This window comes from Burkholderia sp. 9779_493, from assembly GCF_015712215.1.
In the GTDB taxonomy this organism is placed as follows: Bacteria; Pseudomonadota; Gammaproteobacteria; order Burkholderiales; family Burkholderiaceae; genus Burkholderia; species Burkholderia cenocepacia.
Genome location: NZ_JACCQA010000010.1, coordinates 207,300 through 226,667, shown reverse-complemented (window position 1 = coordinate 226,667; position 19,368 = coordinate 207,300). Strand labels below are relative to the sequence as shown.

Genomic DNA, 19,368 nt, shown 5'->3' with positions numbered 1-19,368 from the left:
GAACCGGCCGATGCTGACCCTGTCGATCATGCTCGCCACGCTGATCCAGACCCTCGACAGCACGATCGCGAACGTCGCGCTGCCGCACATGCAGGGCACGCTGTCCGCGTCGCAGGACGAAATCACGTGGGTGCTGACCTCCTACATCGTCGCCGCGGCGATCGCGACGCCGCTCACCGGCTGGCTGTCCGACCGGCTGAGCGTGAAGCGGCTGCTGATCGTGTCGATCGCGGGCTTCACGGTGGCGTCGGCGCTGTGCGGGCTGTCGGAGACGCTCGTGCAGATCGTCGGCGCGCGGCTGCTGCAGGGCGTGTTCGGCGCGGCGCTGGTGCCGCTGTCGCAATCGATCCTGCTCGACATCAACCCGCGCGAGAAACAGGGCCAGGCGATGGCGATCTGGGGAATGGGCGTGATGGTCGGCCCGATCCTCGGCCCGACGCTCGGCGGCTGGCTCACCGACAGCTACAACTGGCGCTGGGTGTTCTTCATCAACGTGCCGATCGGCGCGTTCGCGCTCGCCGGCGTGATGACCTTCCTGCCGGCGCGCGCGCCGCGTCCGCACGTGAAATTCGACGCATTCGGCTTCGCGACGCTCGCGCTCGCAATCGGTGCGTTCCAGGCGATGCTCGACCGCGGCGAACAGCTCGACTGGTTCGGTTCGTACGAGATCCGCATCGAGGCGCTCGTCGCGGCGCTCGGCTTCGCGTTCTTCCTCGCGCATACGGCGACCGTCGGCAAGGCGTCGTTCTTCAAGTCGGAACTGCTGCGCGACCCGAATTTCGCGACGGGCACGCTGTTCATCTTCGTGGTCGGCGCGGTGCTGTACGCGACGCGCGCGCTGCTGCCGCCGATGCTGCAGAACCTGATGGGCTACCCGGTCGCGACGACGGGCCTCGTCACCGCGCCGAGCGGCGCCGGCACGATGATCGCGATGCTGTTCGTCGGCCGGCTGCTGAAATACGTGGATGCGCGGATGCTGCTGCTCGCGGGGCTGTCGATTTCCGCGCTCGCGCTGTGGCAGATGATGCAGTACACGGTCGTGCTGTCCGAAGCGGACATCGTGTGGCCCGGCGTGATCCAGGGCTTCGGCCTGGGGCTCGTGTTCGTGCCGCTGAGCGCGCTGTCGTTCTCGACGCTGCCGCCCGAGCTGCGCGCGGACGGCACGGCCACCTACAGCCTGATGCGCAACATCGGCAGCAGTATCGGCATCTCGATCGTGCAGACGCTGATGACGCGCAACACGCAGGTCGCGCATGCCGACCTCGCGACCCACGTCACGCCGTTCAACCCGGCCGTGCAGGCGATCGCCGGCAGCCGCGTCGATCTCGCGCTGCTCGACCGCACGATCAACCAGCAGGCGACGATGATCGCGTACCTGAACGACTTCAAGCTGATGTTCGTCGCGACGCTGCTGATGATTCCGCTGTTGCTGCTGATCCGCCCGCCGCAGAAAACGGCGAGCGTCGACGTCGCGCACGCGGCGATGGACTGACGGGCGCGCATGCGCCCGTCCGCAGCCGCGTCAGGCCTTCATCGTCCCGGTGCGCACGTAGCGCTCGTGCCACGACAGCGCCTCGGCGAGCAGATGCGGCGTGTGCTTGCCGAAGCTGTCGCGCGACGCGCGCTCGAAGTAGTCCTCGAGCATCGGACGGTAGTCGGGGTGCGCGCAGGTCGCGATGATCTTGCGCGCGCGCTGCTTCGGCGACAGGCCGCGCAGGTCGGCCAGCCCCTGCTCGGTGACGACGACCGCGACGTCGTGCTCGGTATGGTCGACGTGGCTCGCCATCGGCACGATCCGCGAGATCGCCCCGCCCTTCGCGGTACTCGCCGACATGAAGCACGACAGGTAGCCGTTGCGCGCGAAGTCGCCCGAGCCGCCGATGCCGTTCTGGATCTTCGTGCCCATCACGTGCGTCGAGTTCACGTTGCCGTAGATGTCGGCCTCGATCATCCCGTTCATCGCGATGCAGCCGAGGCGGCGCACGAGCTCCGGATGGTTGCTGATCTCCTGCGGACGCAGCACGATCTTCTCGCGGAACGTCGCGATCTCGTCGGCGAAACGCTGCACGGCGGCCGGGCTCAGCGACAGCGCGGTGGCCGACGCGAAGCTCAGCGTGCCGTCGTCGAGCAGGTCGAGCATGCCGTCCTGGATCACCTCGGTGTAGGCCGTCAGGTTCGAGAAACCGGCCGAGCTGAGTTCCGCGAGCACCGCGTTCGTGATGTTGCCGACGCCCGACTGCAGCGGCAGCAGGTTTTCCGGCAGGCGGCCGCGCTTCACTTCGTGACGCAGGAAGTCGATCAGTTGCAGCGCGATCTGCTTGGACGTCGCATCCGGCGCGGTGAATGCATTGCTGCGATCGGGCGCGTCGGTCTCGACGATCGCGACGATCTTGTCGGCTGGGCAGCGCAGGTACGGCTCGCCGATCCGGTCGTCGCTCTTCGTCAGCGGAATCGGCTTGCGATGCGGCGGCAGCGCGGTGCCGTAATAAATGTCGTGCATCCCGTCGAGGCCGAGCGGCTGGCGCGCGTTCACTTCGAGGATCACGTGCTTCGCGCGCTCGAGCCAGGTCTTGTTGTTGCCGATCGACGCGGACGGGATCAGCAGGCCGTCCTCGCGGATGCCCGCGACTTCGACGATCGCGACGTCGAGATCGCCGTACAGCCCGAACCATGCATATTGCGCGACGTGGCTCAGGTGGACGTCCTGGTAATCGACTTCGCCGCCGTTGATCTTGTCGCGCAACGTCGGGTCGGACTGGTACGGCAGCCGCATCGAGATGCCGTCGGTGCGGGCGAGCGCGCCGTCGAGTTCCGGGGCGGTCGACGCGCCCGTCAGCACGTTGATCCGGAAGTCCTCGCCGCGCGCGTGCGCCGCATCGATGTGGGCGGCAAGCGCGGCCGGCACGGCCTTCGGATAGCCCGACCCGGTGAAGCCGCTCATGGCGACGGTCATGCCGGGACGGATCAGCGCGGCGGCTTCGTCGGCGGTGCGGACGAGCGAACGCAGGGCGGGAGCGAGGATGCGTGATGAAGACATGGCTGGTTTCTGACGCTTTGATCTGTTGACGTCGCGGGGGGTGTCTCCTGAGCGACATGAAGCCCTTGGGGCCGCCAGGGGCGGCCGGCACCACAGGCACGGTCGGAGTATCGCAGAGGCCATCGCCGCGAAATGTCCGCTGGATGCAAAAGATCCTTGCCGGATTTGCCGGGTATCGAACGACCGTTCTGTGACAGGCGATTCGCCCGCGCCGCGTGCACGCGAAAGGTGCGCGAAAGCATCGACGCGAATCGCGGGCTCCCGATCATCGCGCCGCGCGCTTCAATCGACGGATTTCCGTCGACATTGACGACCTGTGGCTCGGTAATGGCCGATACCTGCCCGGCGCGGCCGATTGTCGCCCGATGCGGCTTTTCCGGGCCTGACCGAGATCAAGGTCGCATATGCTGCGCGCCGCCCGCCAGCCGATGTGAAAAACACCGCCTCGCCGCCCTGCAAGGCCCGTCCGGCCTTGACAGTCGCGCGATGCGGACCACACTGGAAGACGAGTCCGGCCACCCCGTCGGCCGCCCCGCTCGCACGTGCGTTTTTGAACCGGCCGATGCGCGCAAGACGCCGTAACACTCCCGCATGTCAGGACATTGATCGAATAAAAAGCAACAAATTACAATTCCGTATATATTTCGCCGATGGACCAAAGAAAAACCGCCACACGCCCCGAGCCACCGCTGCCACGCACCTGGGATGCGCGGCTCGCGCGCTCGCTCGTCCGACCGCTCGTCGATACGCCGGTCACCCCGAATCACCTCACCACCCTTCGTCTGCTGATCGGCCTCGCCGGCGCCTGGTGCCTCGCGCACGGCGGCTTCGGCTGGAGCAATGCAGGCGCGTTCCTGATCGTGTTGTCGAACTTCGTCGACCACACCGATGGCGAGCTCGCGCGCATCAGCGGCAAATCCAGCAAGATCGGTCATTTTTACGACCTGGCGGCCGATGCGCTCGTCACGGTCGCGCTGTTCGTCAGCATGGGGGTCGGCATCGTCGCCCAGGGCGGCCAGATGGCCGCGTCGCCGGTGCTGCTCGGTGCGGTGGCCGGCGCGGCCGTCGCGCTGATTTTCTTCCTGCGCATGCGGATCGAATCGATCGCCGGCAAGGCCGGCACCAAGCAGGCGTTCGCCGGCGGCTTCGAGACCGAAGACGTGCTGTACCTGCTGCCGATCGTGACGCTCGTCGACGGCGTCGAGCCGTTCCTGCTCGCCGCATCGATCGGCGCCCCGCTGTTCGCCGCATGGGTCGTGATCGACTGGTGGCGCATCGTGCGCCGCGGCAGCACTGTTCCGCAGAACCCCTCTGAAATCCAGGCTTCCAAATGACTTCTAGCACGCGCGACGATACCGTGCTGAGCCCGGCACGCCCCGCGCCCGTGCGCGCGGCCGCGGCCGATCCCGATCGCACCGTGGCCGACTGTGTCGGCCAGCTCGACCTCGACCGCCTGCGCGGCGACTACACGCGCCAGGGCTCGTTCCTCTACCTCGACGCCTTCCTGCCGCCCGACGCGCACGCGAAGCTGGCGGACGCCGCCCGCGCGATGCAGGCCGGCCTGAACCGCAATTACCTGCCCGGCCACAAGCAGGGCGGCAGCGTGAGCCGCCATACGATCGACGAGCAGGCGCCGTACATCGCCGAGCTGTATCGCTCGAAGGCACTCATCTCCTTCCTCGAGAAGATCACCGGCGACAAGCTGATGCTGTCGCCGGACGACGATCCGCACGCGTACGCGCTGTATTACTACACGAAGCCCGGCGACCACATCGGCTGGCACTACGACACGTCGTACTACGACGGCCGGCGCTACACGCTGCTGATCGGCGTGATCGACGAATCGTCGTGCCGGCTCGACTACGAGCTGCATACGCGCAACCCGGACGTCGCCGACGAACCGGGCTCCGTGCAGATCGCCGACGGCGGCATCGTGCTGTTCGACGGCGACAAGCTGCGCCACCGCATCACGCCGCTCGGCCAGAACGAAATGCGCGTGTCGCTCACGTTCGAATACGTGACGAACCCGGGCATGCGGCCGTGGAAGCGCTTCATCTCGAACATGAAGGATGCGATCGCGTATTTCGGTTTCCGCCAGGTGTTCAAGCAACTGGCGACGCGACGCACGACCGGGTCATGACACGCGCCGGCCTCATCCTGCTGTCCCTCGGGACCGCACTCTTCATCGCACTCCTGGCCTGGCAGGGCGTCGGCGCGGTCGCGTCCACGTTCCTCGCGGCCGGCTGGGGCCTCGCGCTCGTCGCGGCGTTCCACGTCGTACCGCTCGTGATCGATGCGTTCGCGATCTCCGTGATGTTCCGCCGCGGGCAGCCGGGCGCCGAACTCGGCAACGCGCTGCGCGCGCGCTGGGTCGGCGAATCGGTGAACAGCCTGCTGCCTGCCGGGCAGATCGGCGGCCCCGTGCTGATGGTGCGCCACCTCGCGCAGCGCGGCACGCGGATGGCCGACGCGGCCGCCGCCGTGACCGTCGGCACGACGATGCAGGCGCTCGCGCAGATGGCGTTCGCGCTGATCGGGATCGCCGCGTTCAGCCTGTATGCAACGCACGAATCGGTCGCGCACCTGCGTACGCCCGCGCTGATCGCCACCGGCGTGCTCGGCGCGCTCGCGGTGATGTTCTATCTGGCGCAGCGGCGCGGGCTGTTCGGCCGCGGCCTGCGCCTCGCGTCGAAACTGCTCGGCCCGCGCGACTGGTCGTCGCTCGCCACGCGGGCCGACGCGATCGACGACGCGGTCGGTGCGCTGTACCGCGATCGCGCGAAAGTCGCGAAGACCTTCGCATTGAGTCTCGTCGGCTGGATCGTCGGCACCGCGGAAGTGTGGCTCGCGCTGCACTTCCTCGGGCATCCGGTGAGCTGGCTCGACGCGCTGCTGCTGGAAAGCGTCGGCCAGGCGATCCGCGGCGCGGCCTTCGCGATCCCGGGCTCGCTCGGTGCGCAGGAAGGCGGCTACCTGCTGCTCGCGCCGCTGGTCGGCTTGCCGCCCGACGCGGCGCTTGCGCTGTCGCTCGCGAAGCGCGCGCGCGAACTCGCGCTCGGCCTGCCCGGCCTGCTCTATCTGCATTTCAGTGAAAGAAACTGGCAGCGGCGCCGTGCGCCGCAGCCGCTCGCCGACTGATCGTTCAGATCGCCGGCTTTTTGGTTGGAGAACCCATGCGAGCCATCATTCTTGCGGCAGGCCTCGGCTTGCGCCTGCAACAACCGCCCGAAGCGCAGTTCCCGAAGTGCCTGCTGCGCTTCGACGACGTGTCGCTGCTCGAGCGCCATCTGCGCGTGCTCGACGCCGCGGGCGTCGACGAGATCGTGCTCGGGCTCGGCTTTCAGCACGAGAAGGTCGAGCAGGAACTGAAGCGTCTCGGCCGCCAGGCCGAAATCGTGATCAACGAGCGCTACGACCTCGGCAGCGTGCTGACCGTGCATACCGTCGCCGATGCGATGACGCGCGGCGGCGACGTGCTGCTGATGGACGCGGACGTGCTGTACGACGAGAACATCCTGCACGCGCTGGTGGCCGATGCCGACCAGGCGGTCGACCGCCTGCTGATCGACCGCGACTTCGAGGCCGGCGACGAGCCCGTCAAGCTGTGCCTGAAGAACGGCGTGCCGGTCGAGCTGCGCAAGCAGCTCGCGGTCGATCTCGACTACGACACGATCGGCGAATCGGTCGGCTTCTTCCGCTTCACCGAAGGCACCGCGCGCCGCCTCGCGACGATCGTCGCGGGCTACGTCGACAGCGGCCGCGCGAACATGCCGCACGAGGAAGCCGTACGCGACCTGCTGCTCGAAGGCGGCCATTCGTTCGACGTCGCCGACGTCACCGGTTCGCCGTGGATCGAGATCGACTTCCCGAACGACGTCGCCCGCGCGACGCAAGACATCCTTCCCCTGATTCAACGCACCACCGCAGGAGCCGCACGATGAACGCACGCGAACCCAACTTCACCGAATCGCGCAGCGCGCGCCTGCGCCGCATGCTCGTCAGCAGCGACCTCGAATTCCTGATGGAAGCGCACAATGGCCTGTCCGCGCGGATCGTCCGCGAGGCCGGCTTCAAGGGGATCTGGGCGTCGGGCCTCGCGATCTCCGCGCAATTCGGCGTGCGCGACAACAACGAAGCGAGCTGGACCCAGGTCGTCGACGTGCTCGAGTTCATGGCCGACGCGAGCGACCTGCCGATCCTGCTCGACGGCGACACCGGCTACGGCAACTTCAACAACGTGCGCCGCCTCGTGAAGAAGCTCGAACAGCGCGGCATCGCCGGCGTCTGCATCGAGGACAAGCAGTTCCCGAAGACGAACAGCTTCATCGGTGGCGAGCGCCAGCCGCTTGCGGAAATCGACGAATTCTGCGGCAAGATCAAGGCCGGCAAGGATTCGCAGACCGATCCCGACTTCTCGATCGTCGCGCGTGTCGAAGCGCTGATCGCCGGCTGGGGGATGGACGAGGCGCTGCGCCGCGCGAACGCGTACGCGGAAGCCGGCGCCGATGCGATCCTGATCCACAGCAAGCTGTCGCGCCCCGACGAGATCCTGCAGTTCGCGCGCGAATGGAGCGGCAAGGCGCCGCTCGTGATCGTGCCGACCAAGTACTACAGCACGCCGACCGACGTGTTCCGCCAGGCCGGCATCAGCACCGTGATCTGGGCGAACCACCTGATCCGCGCGTCGGCCTCCGCAATGCAGGCGACCGCGCGCGAGATCCACGAAAGCGAAACGCTGATCAACGTCGAAGACCGCGTCGCATCGGTCAACGAGATCTTCCGCCTGCAGGACGCCGACGAATACTCGGCGGCCGAGCGCATCTACCTGTCGTCGTCGTCGCGTGCGTCGAACGCGGCGATCGTGCTCGCCGCGAGCCGCGGCAAGGGCCTGGAAGCCGTGACCGAAGACAAGCCGAAGGTCATGCTGCCGGTCGCCGGCAAGCCGCTCTTGCGCTGGCTCGTCGACGGCTTCAAGACGCATGGCGTGAACGACATCACCGTGGTCGGCGGCTATCGCGCCGACGCGATCGACACGTCGGGCATCAAGCTCGTCGTCAACGAGCGCCATGCGCAGACGGGCGAGCTCGCGTCGCTCGCGTGCGCGGCCGAACGCCTGACCGGCGACACCGTGATCTCGTACGGCGACCTGCTGTTCCGCAGCTACATCGTGCGCGACCTCGCGGAAAGCGAAGCCGAATTCAGCGTCGTGGTCGATTCGTCGCTCACCGAGTCGACGAACCAGAGCGTGCGCGACTTCGCCCTCTGCTCGGCGGCCGACGATCGCGGCCTGTTCGGCCAGAAGACCTACCTGCAACGCGTATCGAGCGACGTCGCCGCGGGCACCCCGCACGGCCGCTGGATCGGCCTGCTGAACGTGCGCGGCGCCGGCGTCGACCGGCTGAAGGCGATGCTCGCGACGCTGCAGGCGCGCCCTGATTTCGACACGCTCGACATCCCGTCGCTGCTCAACGAGCTGGTCGCCGCGGGCGAGAAGATCGAGGTGCAGTACGTGCACGGCCACTGGCGCGGCGTCAACGATCTGGAAGACTTCCGCCGCGCGGGCGACTTCGCACACGGCCAGACGCCGCTGTCCGAGCCGGGCGCCGGCAACGGGGGCGCGCAATGATCGAAGCGGCCCAGTTCGTCGAGGCCGCGCGCGAACGCGGCTTCGACTGGTACGCGGGCGTACCCTGCTCGTACCTGACGCCGTTCATCAATTACGTGTTGCAGGACCCGACGCTGCACTACGTATCGGCCGCCAACGAAGGCGACGCGGTCGCGCTGATCGCGGGTGCAACGCTCGGCGGCAAGCGCGGAATCGCGATGATGCAGAACTCGGGGCTCGGCAACGCGGTAAGCCCGCTCACGTCGCTGACCTGGACGTTCCGCCTGCCGCAACTGCTGATCGTCACGTGGCGCGGCCAGCCGGGCGTGGCCGACGAGCCGCAGCACGCACTGATGGGACCGATCACGCCCGCGATGCTCGACACGATGGAGATCCCGTGGGAGACGTTCCCGACCGACCCCGAACAGGTCGGCCCGGCACTCGACCGCGCGATCGCGCACATGGACGCGACGGGCCGCCCGTACGCGCTCGTGATGCAGAAAGGCAGCGTTGCGCCGTATGAACTGAAGGCGAACCCGGCCGCGAAGCCGCGTGCGCACGTCGCCGCGCAATCGGCGTCGCGCGCCGCATCGACCGACGCGTGGCCGACCCGTCACGACGCGCTGCAGCGCGTGATCGCGCATACGCCGGTCGATTCGACCGTCGTGCTCGCGTCGACCGGTTTCTGCGGTCGCGAGCTCTATGCGCTCGACGATCGCCCGAACCAGCTGTACATGGTCGGCTCGATGGGCTGCGTGACGCCGCTCGCGCTCGGCCTCGCGCTCGCGCGCCCCGACCTGCGCGTGGTGGCCGTCGACGGCGACGGCGCCGCGCTGATGCGGATGGGCGTGTTCGCGACGCTCGGCACCTACGGCCCGGCCAACCTCACGCACGTGCTGCTCGACAACGGCGCGCACGAATCGACGGGCGGCCAGGCGACGGTGTCGCAACATGTGTCGTTCGCCGGCGTCGCGGCCGCCTGCGGCTACGCGTCGGCGGTCGAAGGCGATACGCTCGACGTGCTCGATGCGACGCTCGCCGCAACGAGTGACGGTGCGCAATTCGTCCGCGTGGCGATCCGCACGGGCGTGCCCGACGGCCTGCCCCGCCCGACCGTCACGCCGGTCGAGGTCAAGACCCGTCTGATGCGGCACATCGGCGCCGCGCAGACCGAAGCCCACGTTGAAGGAGCCCATTGATGCTGCTGCTGAACCCCGGCCCGGTCACGCTCACCGAACGCGTGCGCCGCAGCCTGCTGCAACCCGATCTGTGCCACCGCGAAAGCGAATTCTTCGACCTGCAGGATGAAGCGCGCACGCGCCTCGTCGCCGCGTACGAACTCGATCCGGCCGAATGGGCGGCCGTACTGATGACGGGCTCGGGCACGGCCGCCGTCGAGAGCATGATCGCGGCGCTCGTGCCGCAGGACGGCAAGCTGCTCGTGATCGAGAACGGCGTGTACGGCGAGCGGATCACGCAGATCGCGACGCAGTACGGCATCGCGCATGACGTGTTGAAGCATGAATGGATGCAGGCGCCCGATCTCGCGCAGATCGGGGCGAAGCTCGATGCGGGCGGGTATTCGCACGTCGCGGTGATCCATCATGAAACGACGACGGGCCGGCTGAACGATCTCGGCGCGATTGCAGAAGTGTGCCGTGCGCGCGGCGTGAAGATGCTCGTGGACGGCGTCAGCAGCTTCGGCGCGGAAGCGATCGACTTCGCCGGCGGCGTCATCGATGCGGTTGCCGCGACCGCGAACAAATGCCTGCACGGCGTGCCGGGTGCGGCGTTCGTGATCGTGCGCCGCAGTGCGCTCACGAAGGCCGCAAGCCGGACTTACTACCTCGATCTCGGTCGGCTCGCGAAGCTGCAGGATCAGCGCAATACGCCGTTTACGCCTTCCGTGCATGCGTATTACGCGCTCGTCGAGGCGTTGCGCGAGTTTGACGAGGCTGGCGGCTGGCGTGCCCGGCATGCGCATTACAAGGCGCTTGCCGATCAGGCGCAGGCAGGGCTTGCTGCGCGCGGGATGCCGCTGGTGCTGCCGGAAGGTGCGTCGTCGGTCGTGCTGCGTGCGTATCGGTTGCCGCAGGGTGTCACGTACGAGACGCTGCACGACGGGTTGAAGGCGCGCGGCTTCGTGATTTACGCGGGGCAAGGCGGGCTGTCGAAGGAACTGTTCCGGATCTCGACGATGGGCGCGATTCAGGCGGCCGATGTCGAGCGGTTGCTGGAAGGGTTTACGGCGCTGACGCGGTGAGCGTTGTCCGCACCTTCGTCTACGAAAAGGCCCGCAAGGGCCTTTTTTATTGTTATTTGCAAATTTGGGGAAACATGGGACACGTTGTCGGCATTCGCGCATTTCAGTCACTCGACATGGCCGCGTCATTCCCAGACAATCGGTTTTTCCAAATCTGATCGCGCCTCTTTAAAGCAAGTCGACGATACGCGCTTCAGACGATGCTGTCGAACGCGATCGACGCCGGAAATCCATCGATCGCCATATCAAGGAGAAAACAGAAATGGGAGCAAAAATTCCTGTCCACGTATCGGGTTCCCGCTTCCGTCGCGCAATGCTCGGCGTCTCCATGGTGCTGACATTTTCTGGAGTCGCCGCTGCACAAGCGCAGAGTTGCGCACCTGACAGCGTGGCGCCGGAGTGTTTGCTGCAGCGTAGTCAGGATGAGTTGCAGCAAGCCGACGACGAATTGAACCGCACTTACCGAAAGGTTTTGAAATCGCTGTCTCGGCCACGTGACGAGTACGTCAACTATCCGGCACTCAAGGCGAAATTCGTCGAGGCTCAGCGGCAATGGCTCCGTTTTATCGACAACGAGTGTTCTGCTTGGTATCTGACAAACGAGGCAGGCGCGGATCGTAATCTTGATCTACTGACTTGCGAAATCGAAAGAACGCGTGATCGTACGCGTCAATTAAACACGTGGCTTAAGCAGGTTAGCTAGGATGAGCTCGGTGCTGGATAAAAGCAGCATGATCAGGACATAGAGAACGTTGACGCTCAGCGAGTCAAATAACGGCTGCGAACGTTCGCTGACGGGATTGCTGAAGGTCTCCGCCCGGTCAGAGGCGACGCCCACGAACACCCATGAAGAAACATTTCCGAGGACAATAATGAGCATCCTGCGCTTCGCCCCGCTGCTGGCACTCGCCGCCGCCCCCATCGTTCACGCCGCCGACAGCCAGCCTTGCAGCGACGAAACCGTGACAGCCATCGCCCGCTGGGCCGGCATCGCGAGCGCCCGCATCGCCACGCGCGACGCGGACCGGCTCGTCGTCGCGTCGTCGTGCAAGGTCATGCCGAACGCACCGGAAACGACGATCGCGGCCGTCGCGTTCGATTCGCTGCCGAAGAGCAAGAACCCGGACGAAAGCAAAAAGCTGCAGGTCGTCGCGCTCGTCGAAGGTGGCAAGGTCGTGGCGGCCGATCGATCGGTGGTCGAAGAGGACGTGGTGACGGAGATCGACGAGAACAGCTACCGCATCGATACGGCGCCCTATCGGTTGTCGCCCGACGTGCGTGCGTTCGGCGTCGTGTTTACCAGCAACGCGCGTGGGCCGAGTTGCCCGGATGCGAACACCGGTGAAGAGTTGACGCTGTGGGTGCGTGAAGGCGGCCGTATCCGCCCGGTGTTCGGCACGAATCTGTACGGCTGGGTCAGCGTCGAAGGCGACGCCTGCGGGCCGGGTGCGGGCGATGCGCGCAGCGAAGCGGCCCGCATGACGATCGCCGTCGAGAAAACGTCGAGCCACGGCTTCGCCGACCTGTCGATCACGGCGCACATCACGAAGACGCAGCGCAAGAACGGCGATTACTCGGATACGGGCAAGCGCACGGCACGCACGATCGTCCACTACGACGGCAAGTCGTACGGCATCGATATGTTCCGTAACTTCTGGTACTCACCCGCCGCGATGAAGCGCTTCAATTAAGGCCGGGGAAATCGCCGCCCCGCCCGCCTACTCCACCGCCTTCGCCCCGATCGCGTCGGTCGGCGTAGGCATCCGCAACGCGTCGTCCCGCACGCGTCGCCCCTCGCGCGCCGTATAGCGATCCTTCAGCCTCAGGAACGGTTTTTCGACGAGGAAATAGCTGGCGGTCGCGGCAATCAATGCCCATACGATACCGAGCGGAAACGCGTGCGGCACAGGCACGCGCGGATTCGCAAAAGGCTGCTGCCACAGATAAAGACTGAACGAAATCGTGCCGACGAACACCACCGGCCTGGCGCGCAGCCAGCGCGCGCACCAGAACCCGCTGCGGAAATTCAGCACGACGATCACGATCGCGATCAGCGCGGCTTCGATCGTCACGCCGTACGTCGCATTCCAGAAGCCGCCGAGCCGGTGTTCGGCGAGCGGCATGCCGAGCAGCACGACGAACACGAGCGCCGTCACGATGCGCGCCTCGCCGCGCCACGAACCGATCCACGCTTCGAGCCGTTCGCGGTTGAGCGACGCATAGCAGCCGATCAGGATCGGGTCGACACCCGTGTGCAGCATCATCCCGAGTTGCCCGCGCAGTGCGGGCGCGACGAAATACGTAATGGCACGCGCCAGCGGCACGATGAGGATCAACGTGGCCAGCCAGCGCGTGCCGGTGCGGCGCATGCCGAACACGAACAGCAGCGGCCAGAACCAGTAGAACTGCTCCTCGAGCGCGAGCGACCAGAAATGGCCGAGATACCACGCGCCGTCCGGATGCAGCGCGTTGTCGCCGGTCAGCCCGAACCACGCCGAGTAATTCCACAGGTGCAGCGCCGCATAGAGCCATTGCCGGCGATCGACGTCGAACCCGCCGACGAACGCCACGATCGCGACGGCCGCGAGATACACGTAGCAGGCCGGCCAGATGCGCAACGCACGGCGCACGTAGAACGACGTCAGTGCGATGCCGCCCGTACGCGCGAATTCGGCACGCAGCACGTTGGTGATCAGGAAGCCGCTCAGCACGAAGAAGATCAGCACACCGAGCCGGCCGTCGGCGATCAGCCGCAACGGCGCATACCAGCCCGTATAGCCGCCGGGCAGCACATGCTCGGCATGACCGACGACGACCATCGCGACCGCGACGGCGCGCAACCCGGTCAACTGCGTGACGCGATGGTTCATCGGCTGGTTTCCGTTGGCACGGTGGAAGAGCGGGAATGGGCCGGCGCCCGCTTGGCCCGCCGACCTGCCGCCGGGATTTTGTATGAAAAATATCGGAATGAAATTGCTTCAAAAATCCGCGCGGCAAACCTCGCCGGCGACACGCGCCACAGCGGGCCAGCGTCCGGCGCGGCGAATGGGCATAATGACAAGCCTTGCCGGCGGCGGCCGGTCCGATGCCCACGCAACGAATTTTGCGGCGCAGCAATCCAGGCCGTACCGTACCGTCCGCACGCGGGCCCGCGCCTCGTCCGCCTCGTGTCCACCCTCACCCGGAGCCTGCCTGTGTACCCACCGATCGAACCCTACGCCCACGGCCACCTCGACACCGGCGACGGCCACCGCATCTACTGGGAGCGCTGCGGCAACCCGGCCGGCAAGCCCGCCGTGTTCCTGCACGGCGGCCCCGGCGCCGGCTGCGGACCCGACCATCGCCGCCTGTTCGATCCCGAGCGCTACGACATCCTGCTGTTCGACCAGCGCGGCTGCGGGCGCTCGACGCCGCATGCGAGCCTCGAGAACAACACGACGTGGGACCTGGTCGCCGATATCGAACGCCTGCGCGAGATGGTCGGCGCCGAGCAATGGCTGGTGTTCGGTGGCTCGTGGGGCAGCGCGCTGGCGATCGCGTACGCGGAAACCCACCCGGAACGCGTGAGCGCGCTGATCGTGCGCGGCATCTTCACGATGCGTCGCGCGGAATTGCTGTGGTACTACCAGGAAGGCGCGTCGTGGCTGTTCCCCGATCACTGGGAAGACTTCCTTGCACCGATTCCGGAAGCCGAGCGCGGCGACCTGATGGCCGCCTACCATCGTCGGCTGACCGGCGACGACGAAGCCGCGAAGCTCGAAGCCGCGCGCGCGTGGAGCATCTGGGAAGGCCGCACGATCACGCTGCTGCCCGATCCCGCGCTCGCCGCGCACTTCGCGGACGGCCACTACGCACTCGCGTTCGCGCGGATCGAAAACCACTACTTCGTGAACAAGGGCTTCGTCGAGGAAGGCCAGTTGCTGCGCGACGCGCATCGGCTCGCGGGGATTCCGGGCGTGATCGTGCAGGGCCGCTACGACATCGCGACACCCGCACGCACGGCATGGGAGTTGTCGAAAGCGTGGCCGGACGCGACGTTCGAGATCGTGCCGGGCGCCGGGCATGCGTACAACGAGCCGGGGATTCTGGAGGCGCTGGTCGCGGCGACGGACCGGTTCGCCGCCTGAGCATCATAACAACGCGACACGACGCGGCGCGTGCTGCCATGCCTACCGGCATGCCCACGCGCCGCCGATCACAGCGCCGCTTCGACGATCGTCCGGCCGCTGATCGCCCGCTCGACGAGCTGTTCGTCGCCGACCTTGCGGATCGCGTCGTCGAGCAACCCTTCCGGCTCCTCGGTCGCAACCTTCAGCAGGCCCGACAGCCCGCGTGCGTCGAGCACCACCAGCGTCTCCATCGAATCCGCGCGGCTCACGAGCACGCGGCGGAATGCCGGGCCCGCGCCGAAGCTCGCACAAAGCGCGATCGTCTCGTTGCCGAGCGTGTAGTCGAAGTGCTTGATCATGGTCTGCCGCCGTTGCATGGAAATGGCGACGCGCGACGGCGCGGCGCCGTGACGTCGACGCACCCGCGCGTGCCGCCGGCGCGTCGGACCGGAGTCCGAATCGCTGCCGGCATCACCATGCTAGGCGTGCAGAATTAATGAAGACTTAAAGCGGCTGAGCCCGCCTGGCGGCACCCTCAAGCCGCATCGAGCGGCTCAACCGTCACCCCGACCTTCAGCTCCTGATCCGCCCCGCCACCGCGGATCACACCGCGCAGCGGCGTCACGTCCGCGTAGTCGCGCCCGATCGACAGCATCACGTAGTCGTCGCCCGGCGCACGATCGTTGGTCGGATCGAGCTGTAGCCAGCCGCCATCCTCGGGCCACGCCGGGTCGTACACGTCGACCCACGCATGCGACGCGTCCGCACCGATCAGCCGCGGCTGGCCCGGCGGCGGCTGCGTGAGCAGGTAGCCGCTGACGTAGCGCGCGGCCAGCCCGAGCGAGCGCAGCGCGCCGATCATCACGTGCGCGAAATCCTGGCACACGCCCTTGCGCAACCGCAGTGCGTCGAGCGCCGACGTCGTGATGTCGGTGCTGTTCGGCGTGTACGCGAAATCGGCATGCACGCGCCGCATCAAGTCCCATGCCGCCTGCACGAGCGGCCGTTGCGGCGTGAAGCTCGCGGTCGCGTACGCGGCAAGCTCGGCGTCGCACGCGACGTGCGGCGACGCGAACACGAACTCGCTCGCCGGGTCGTAAGGCTGCCCCGCGCGGAACCGCAAGCGCTCGCGCACGGCCTCCCATGCGGTGGCATGCGCGGCGTCCGGGTTCGCGATCGCAGGCGGCGGCTCGCCGCGCGCGCCGAGCGACCACACGGGCGGCGTCACGCGCACGGTACTGCGGCTGCGCACTAGCAGCGTGTCGTGCGGCAGGTTCAGCGCGAACGACGCACGCGCATTGCCGAACGCGTCGAGTTCGGTGCCGACCGATTCCGGTGCGGGCTCGATGTCGAGCGAGAACGACAGCACCTGCTGGCGCGGCGTCGCGAGCGGTTGCAGGCGTGCCTGGTGCTGCGCGGATTCGACGCGCGCCGCGTAACGGTATTCGGTGTCGTGCGTGACGCGCAGCAACCGGCCCGGCGCGACGGCAGCCCGTGCGTCGCTTGCGGCCGCCGTCGATGCGGCTGCCTGCCGTGCGTTACCGGAGCCGGAACCGGACGGCGTTTTCGGTACGCCTTTCGTCGTCACCATAGCGTCCTGCCCGCTTCGCGCACGTGGCTGAAATAGCGCTCGCCAATCCGGTTCGACAGTTCCCACACCGCCTTCGCCGTCGTGTCGAGCGCCGCGAGCAGTTTGTCGTGCCGACCGCCTTCGGTGGTCTCGCACAGCTCGTGCAGCGACCACGCGGGGATGTCCGGCACCGTCTCGGCCAGTTCGGACAGCGCATAGCCTTCGCTGCGCTCGACCTTCGTCAGCCGGCCACGCAGCGCCTGCACGACCCAGCCGAGCGAGCGCGGGTTGTCGGTATCGAGCACGACGAGCGACAACAGCGGCGCGACGTCGAAGCCGCGCTGGAACCGCGAACGAAACGTGATCGTGCTGTCGAACAGTTCCAGCACGAGTTCGAAACCGTCCTGCCGGTGCACGGCCCCTTCGTCGAACGCGAACTTCAGCACGCTGCACAGGAAATCGAGCCGGTCGATCTGCCGGCCGATCGACAGCAAGCGCCAGCCGTCGTCGCGCGTCATGTTGTCGGTCTGCGCACCGGTGATCGCGCCGAGCAGCAGGCCGAGGCGTTCCAGCAGCTGCAGCGCGTCGTTGCCGATCTGCTCCTCCGCTTCCGGTTGTCCTGCGCTATCCGCGAACAGTTGCGTCGCGTCGTCGATCAACCGCCATTGATCGCTCGACAGCCGTTCGCGGATCGCGGCAGCCGCGCCGCGCATGCCGAACAGGCACGACGCGATCCCCGACGTGCGATCGGCGCCGCGCGTCAGCGATGTCGCCAGCGCGTGCTGGAACGCGCGCGGCGCATCGACGGCGTGCGGCGCGTCGGCCGCGATCAGCCCGGTGTCGCGGCACAGCGTGTCGATCAGTTCGAGATGCGCGGGGCTGTCGACGTCGTCTTCGCCGCGCAGCCGTTCGAGCGCGGCACGCGCCAGGCGCATCAGGTTGGTCGCGCGCTCGGTATAACGGCCGAGCCAGAACAGGTTTTCCGCGGCGCGACTCGCGATCGCACGCGGCCGCTCGACGAGATCGTCGGGGCCGAGGTGCGTCTGCAACAGCGTCGTCGAATCGACGATGCCCTCGGTCATCACCCACGTATCGACGGTGCTGCCGCCACGCGGCATCGGCGCGTTGAACAGCGTGTCGCGCGTGCCGACCCGTGACAGTCCGCCCGGCAGGAGCCGCCAGCGCTGCGCGCCGTCGGCGAGCGCGAACACGCGCAGCAACAGCGGTTTCGGCACGATCCGCGCGCTGCCGTTGCCGTCGGGTGCGTCGGGCCGCGGCCAGGTCGGCGCCTGCGACAGCGGCAGATCGGCCTGCACCGTGTAGTGTTCGGGCCGCGCGAGAATCCGTGCGCGCCATTCCGCCAGTTGCGCCGGCGTGAGCCGCGCGCCGATCACCGGCTCGAATGCACCGCCTGCCTGCACGTCGGGTGGATAGGATGCCTTGACGATGCCACGCGCGAGTTGCGGCAGCGCGTCGTCGCACGCGGCCGCCTCGCCGCACCACCACGAATGCACGGCCGGCAGCGTCAGCGTTTCGCCGAGCAGGCCTTCCGCGAGACGCGGCATGAAGCCGAGCATCGCCGGCGATTCGAGGAAGCCCGAGCCCGGCGCGTTCGCGAGCAGCACGTTGCCCGCGCGCACGGCCTGCAGCAGCCCCGGCACGCCGAGCATCGAATCGGGCCGCAGTTCGAGCGGATCGAGCCACGCGTCGTCGACGCGCCGCAGGATGCCGTGCACCGGTTCGAGCCCGCTCAGCGTCTTCAGGAAGACGTGATTGTCGCGCGCGGTCAGGTCGCCGCCTTCGACGAGCGTGAGGCCGAGATAGCGCGCGAGATAGGCATGCTCGAAATAGGTCGCGCTGTGCGGTCCCGGGGTCAGCAGCACGATCCGCGAGTTCTTCGCGGCGGGGCTGAGCGACTGCATGCTCTGCAACAGCGCACGGTAGGCGGACGCCAGCCGCTGCACGCGCAGCCCGCGAAACCCGCGCGGAAAGAGCCGCGACACGATCAGCCGGTTTTCGAGCAGGTATCCGAGCCCGGCCGCGCCCTGCGTGTGCTGCGCGACGATCCGCCACTGCCCGTCCGGGCCGCGCGCGAGATCGAACGCGACGACGTGCAGCCACGTATCGCCCGGCACGCGTGCGCCGCGCATCGCGCGCAGGTAGCCGGGATGACCGGTGACGAGCGCGGGCGGCAGCAGCCCGCGCTGCAGGATCGTCTGCGGCCCGTACAAATCGGCCAGCGTCGCGTTGAGCAGCCGCACGCGCTGCAGCACGCCGCGCTCGATCACGACCCAGTCTTCGGGCGTGACGATCAGCGGTAGCAGGTCGAGCGACCACGGCCCGGCCGCGCCGTCGCCGGCGCGTTGCTCGTGCAACTGGTAGAACAGGCCGTTCTCGCGCATGCGCCGGTGCAGCGCGTCGGCGCGGCGGTCGAGGTCGGCCACGCCGTCGCTGCCGATCGACGTGAAGAAGCTGCGCCACGCGGGCGCCAGCGCGGGCGCGTTCAGGCCGGCCGCGCTGCCGCGCAGTTCGTCGTAGCGGCCGGCGGCGGCCGGCGCCGCGAGCGCGGCGGCCAGTTCGGCGGCGTCCGGCTGCGCGCCGGTATCGAAAAGCGTGGGCATCGCGTCGAGGGCGGCGAGATGATCGAGGTCAATGGGCGGCACGATGTCGTTCCGTCGTCAGGATGCGGCCGCGCACGCGCGCCGCCGCACCGGCGGCAAGCTGCCGCGGCGCGCGGCCGCAGTCTGCCCGCATCCTAGCACTCCGGCGAGGCCGCCGGGAGGT

At 67.7% G+C, this 19,368-nt stretch carries 16 protein-coding genes; 11 read left to right on the top strand and 5 right to left on the bottom strand.

Annotation, left to right across the window (positions count from 1 at the left end; translation table 11 throughout):
• The coding region (locus H0X95_RS13170; protein ID WP_230878199.1) for a DHA2 family efflux MFS transporter permease subunit at positions 1 to 1,492 on the top strand (1,492 nt) is incomplete at its 5' end.
• 30 nt (positions 1,493 to 1,522) lie between these two features.
• Here the strand turns inward: H0X95_RS13170 and H0X95_RS13165 are convergent.
• Positions 1,523 to 3,037 carry an acetyl-CoA hydrolase/transferase family protein gene (locus H0X95_RS13165; protein WP_006495070.1) on the bottom strand — a complete coding sequence of 505 codons (1,515 nt, stop codon included), beginning with the start codon at positions 3,035 to 3,037 and terminating at the stop codon, positions 1,523 to 1,525.
• Positions 3,038 to 3,687: 650 nt separating this feature from the next.
• Between H0X95_RS13165 and H0X95_RS13160 the strand changes: the two genes are divergently transcribed.
• The 9 genes from H0X95_RS13160 to H0X95_RS13120 all read left to right on the top strand — a co-directional run bounded on the left by H0X95_RS13160 (position 3,688) and on the right by H0X95_RS13120 (position 12,596).
• Entirely contained in the window at positions 3,688 to 4,371 is a 684-nt protein-coding gene (locus tag H0X95_RS13160; protein WP_058902993.1) for a CDP-alcohol phosphatidyltransferase family protein, read from the top strand.
• On the top strand, positions 4,368 to 5,177 hold the full coding sequence (locus H0X95_RS13155) for a HalD/BesD family halogenase (protein WP_058902992.1): 810 nt from the start codon (positions 4,368 to 4,370) through the stop codon (positions 5,175 to 5,177). Before H0X95_RS13160 ends, H0X95_RS13155 begins: the two co-directional genes overlap by 4 nt.
• The gene (locus H0X95_RS13150; RefSeq protein WP_006484682.1) at positions 5,174 to 6,175 is read left to right on the top strand and encodes an HpnL family protein; all 1,002 of its coding nucleotides are present in this window, start codon (positions 5,174 to 5,176) and stop codon (positions 6,173 to 6,175) included. Before H0X95_RS13155 ends, H0X95_RS13150 begins: the two co-directional genes overlap by 4 nt.
• A 35-nt stretch (positions 6,176 to 6,210) precedes the next feature.
• The gene (locus tag H0X95_RS13145; protein ID WP_006492690.1) at positions 6,211 to 6,978 is read left to right on the top strand and encodes a phosphocholine cytidylyltransferase family protein; all 768 of its coding nucleotides are present in this window, start codon (positions 6,211 to 6,213) and stop codon (positions 6,976 to 6,978) included.
• Positions 6,975 to 8,663, top strand: a complete 1,689-nt coding sequence (gene aepX / locus H0X95_RS13140) for a phosphoenolpyruvate mutase (RefSeq protein WP_006484687.1) — start codon at positions 6,975 to 6,977, stop codon at positions 8,661 to 8,663. Before H0X95_RS13145 ends, aepX begins: the two co-directional genes overlap by 4 nt.
• Complete coding sequence (gene aepY, locus H0X95_RS13135; RefSeq protein WP_006484696.1) at positions 8,660 to 9,841, top strand: phosphonopyruvate decarboxylase; 1,182 nt, start codon at positions 8,660 to 8,662, stop codon at positions 9,839 to 9,841. Before aepX ends, aepY begins: the two co-directional genes overlap by 4 nt.
• Positions 9,841 to 10,905 (top strand): 2-aminoethylphosphonate aminotransferase, encoded by a 1,065-nt coding sequence (locus tag H0X95_RS13130; protein WP_048985784.1) that lies wholly within the window; start codon positions 9,841 to 9,843, stop codon positions 10,903 to 10,905. Before aepY ends, H0X95_RS13130 begins: the two co-directional genes overlap by 1 nt.
• 262 nt (positions 10,906 to 11,167) lie before the next feature.
• Positions 11,168 to 11,608 (top strand): lysozyme inhibitor LprI family protein, encoded by a 441-nt coding sequence (locus H0X95_RS13125; RefSeq protein WP_080403585.1) that lies wholly within the window; start codon positions 11,168 to 11,170, stop codon positions 11,606 to 11,608.
• A 169-nt stretch (positions 11,609 to 11,777) separates the two neighbouring features.
• Complete coding sequence (locus H0X95_RS13120) at positions 11,778 to 12,596, top strand: hypothetical protein (RefSeq protein ID WP_059723194.1); 819 nt, start codon at positions 11,778 to 11,780, stop codon at positions 12,594 to 12,596.
• Positions 12,597 to 12,623: 27 nt separating this feature from the next.
• Here the strand turns inward: H0X95_RS13120 and H0X95_RS13115 are convergent, their stop codons facing one another.
• Entirely contained in the window at positions 12,624 to 13,775 is a 1,152-nt protein-coding gene (locus H0X95_RS13115) for an acyltransferase family protein (RefSeq protein WP_059723192.1), read from the bottom strand.
• A 324-nt stretch (positions 13,776 to 14,099) separates the two neighbouring features.
• Between H0X95_RS13115 and pip the strand changes: the two genes are divergently transcribed.
• Positions 14,100 to 15,032 (top strand): prolyl aminopeptidase, encoded by a 933-nt coding sequence (pip, locus tag H0X95_RS13110; RefSeq protein WP_006484702.1) that lies wholly within the window; start codon positions 14,100 to 14,102, stop codon positions 15,030 to 15,032.
• 68 nt (positions 15,033 to 15,100) lie between these two features.
• On the opposite strand, the gene H0X95_RS13105 is transcribed toward pip, so the two are convergent.
• From H0X95_RS13105 to H0X95_RS13095, 3 genes are all read right to left on the bottom strand, one after another.
• Complete coding sequence (locus H0X95_RS13105) at positions 15,101 to 15,373, bottom strand: hypothetical protein (protein WP_006492692.1); 273 nt, start codon at positions 15,371 to 15,373, stop codon at positions 15,101 to 15,103.
• 176 nt (positions 15,374 to 15,549) lie between these two features.
• On the bottom strand, positions 15,550 to 16,605 hold the full coding sequence (locus tag H0X95_RS13100) for a transglutaminase family protein (RefSeq protein ID WP_059723190.1): 1,056 nt from the start codon (positions 16,603 to 16,605) through the stop codon (positions 15,550 to 15,552).
• Positions 16,599 to 19,205, bottom strand: a complete 2,607-nt coding sequence (locus H0X95_RS13095) for a circularly permuted type 2 ATP-grasp protein (protein WP_059723492.1) — start codon at positions 19,203 to 19,205, stop codon at positions 16,599 to 16,601. Before H0X95_RS13095 ends, H0X95_RS13100 begins: the two co-directional genes overlap by 7 nt.
• Positions 19,206 to 19,368 lie beyond the last annotated feature (163 nt).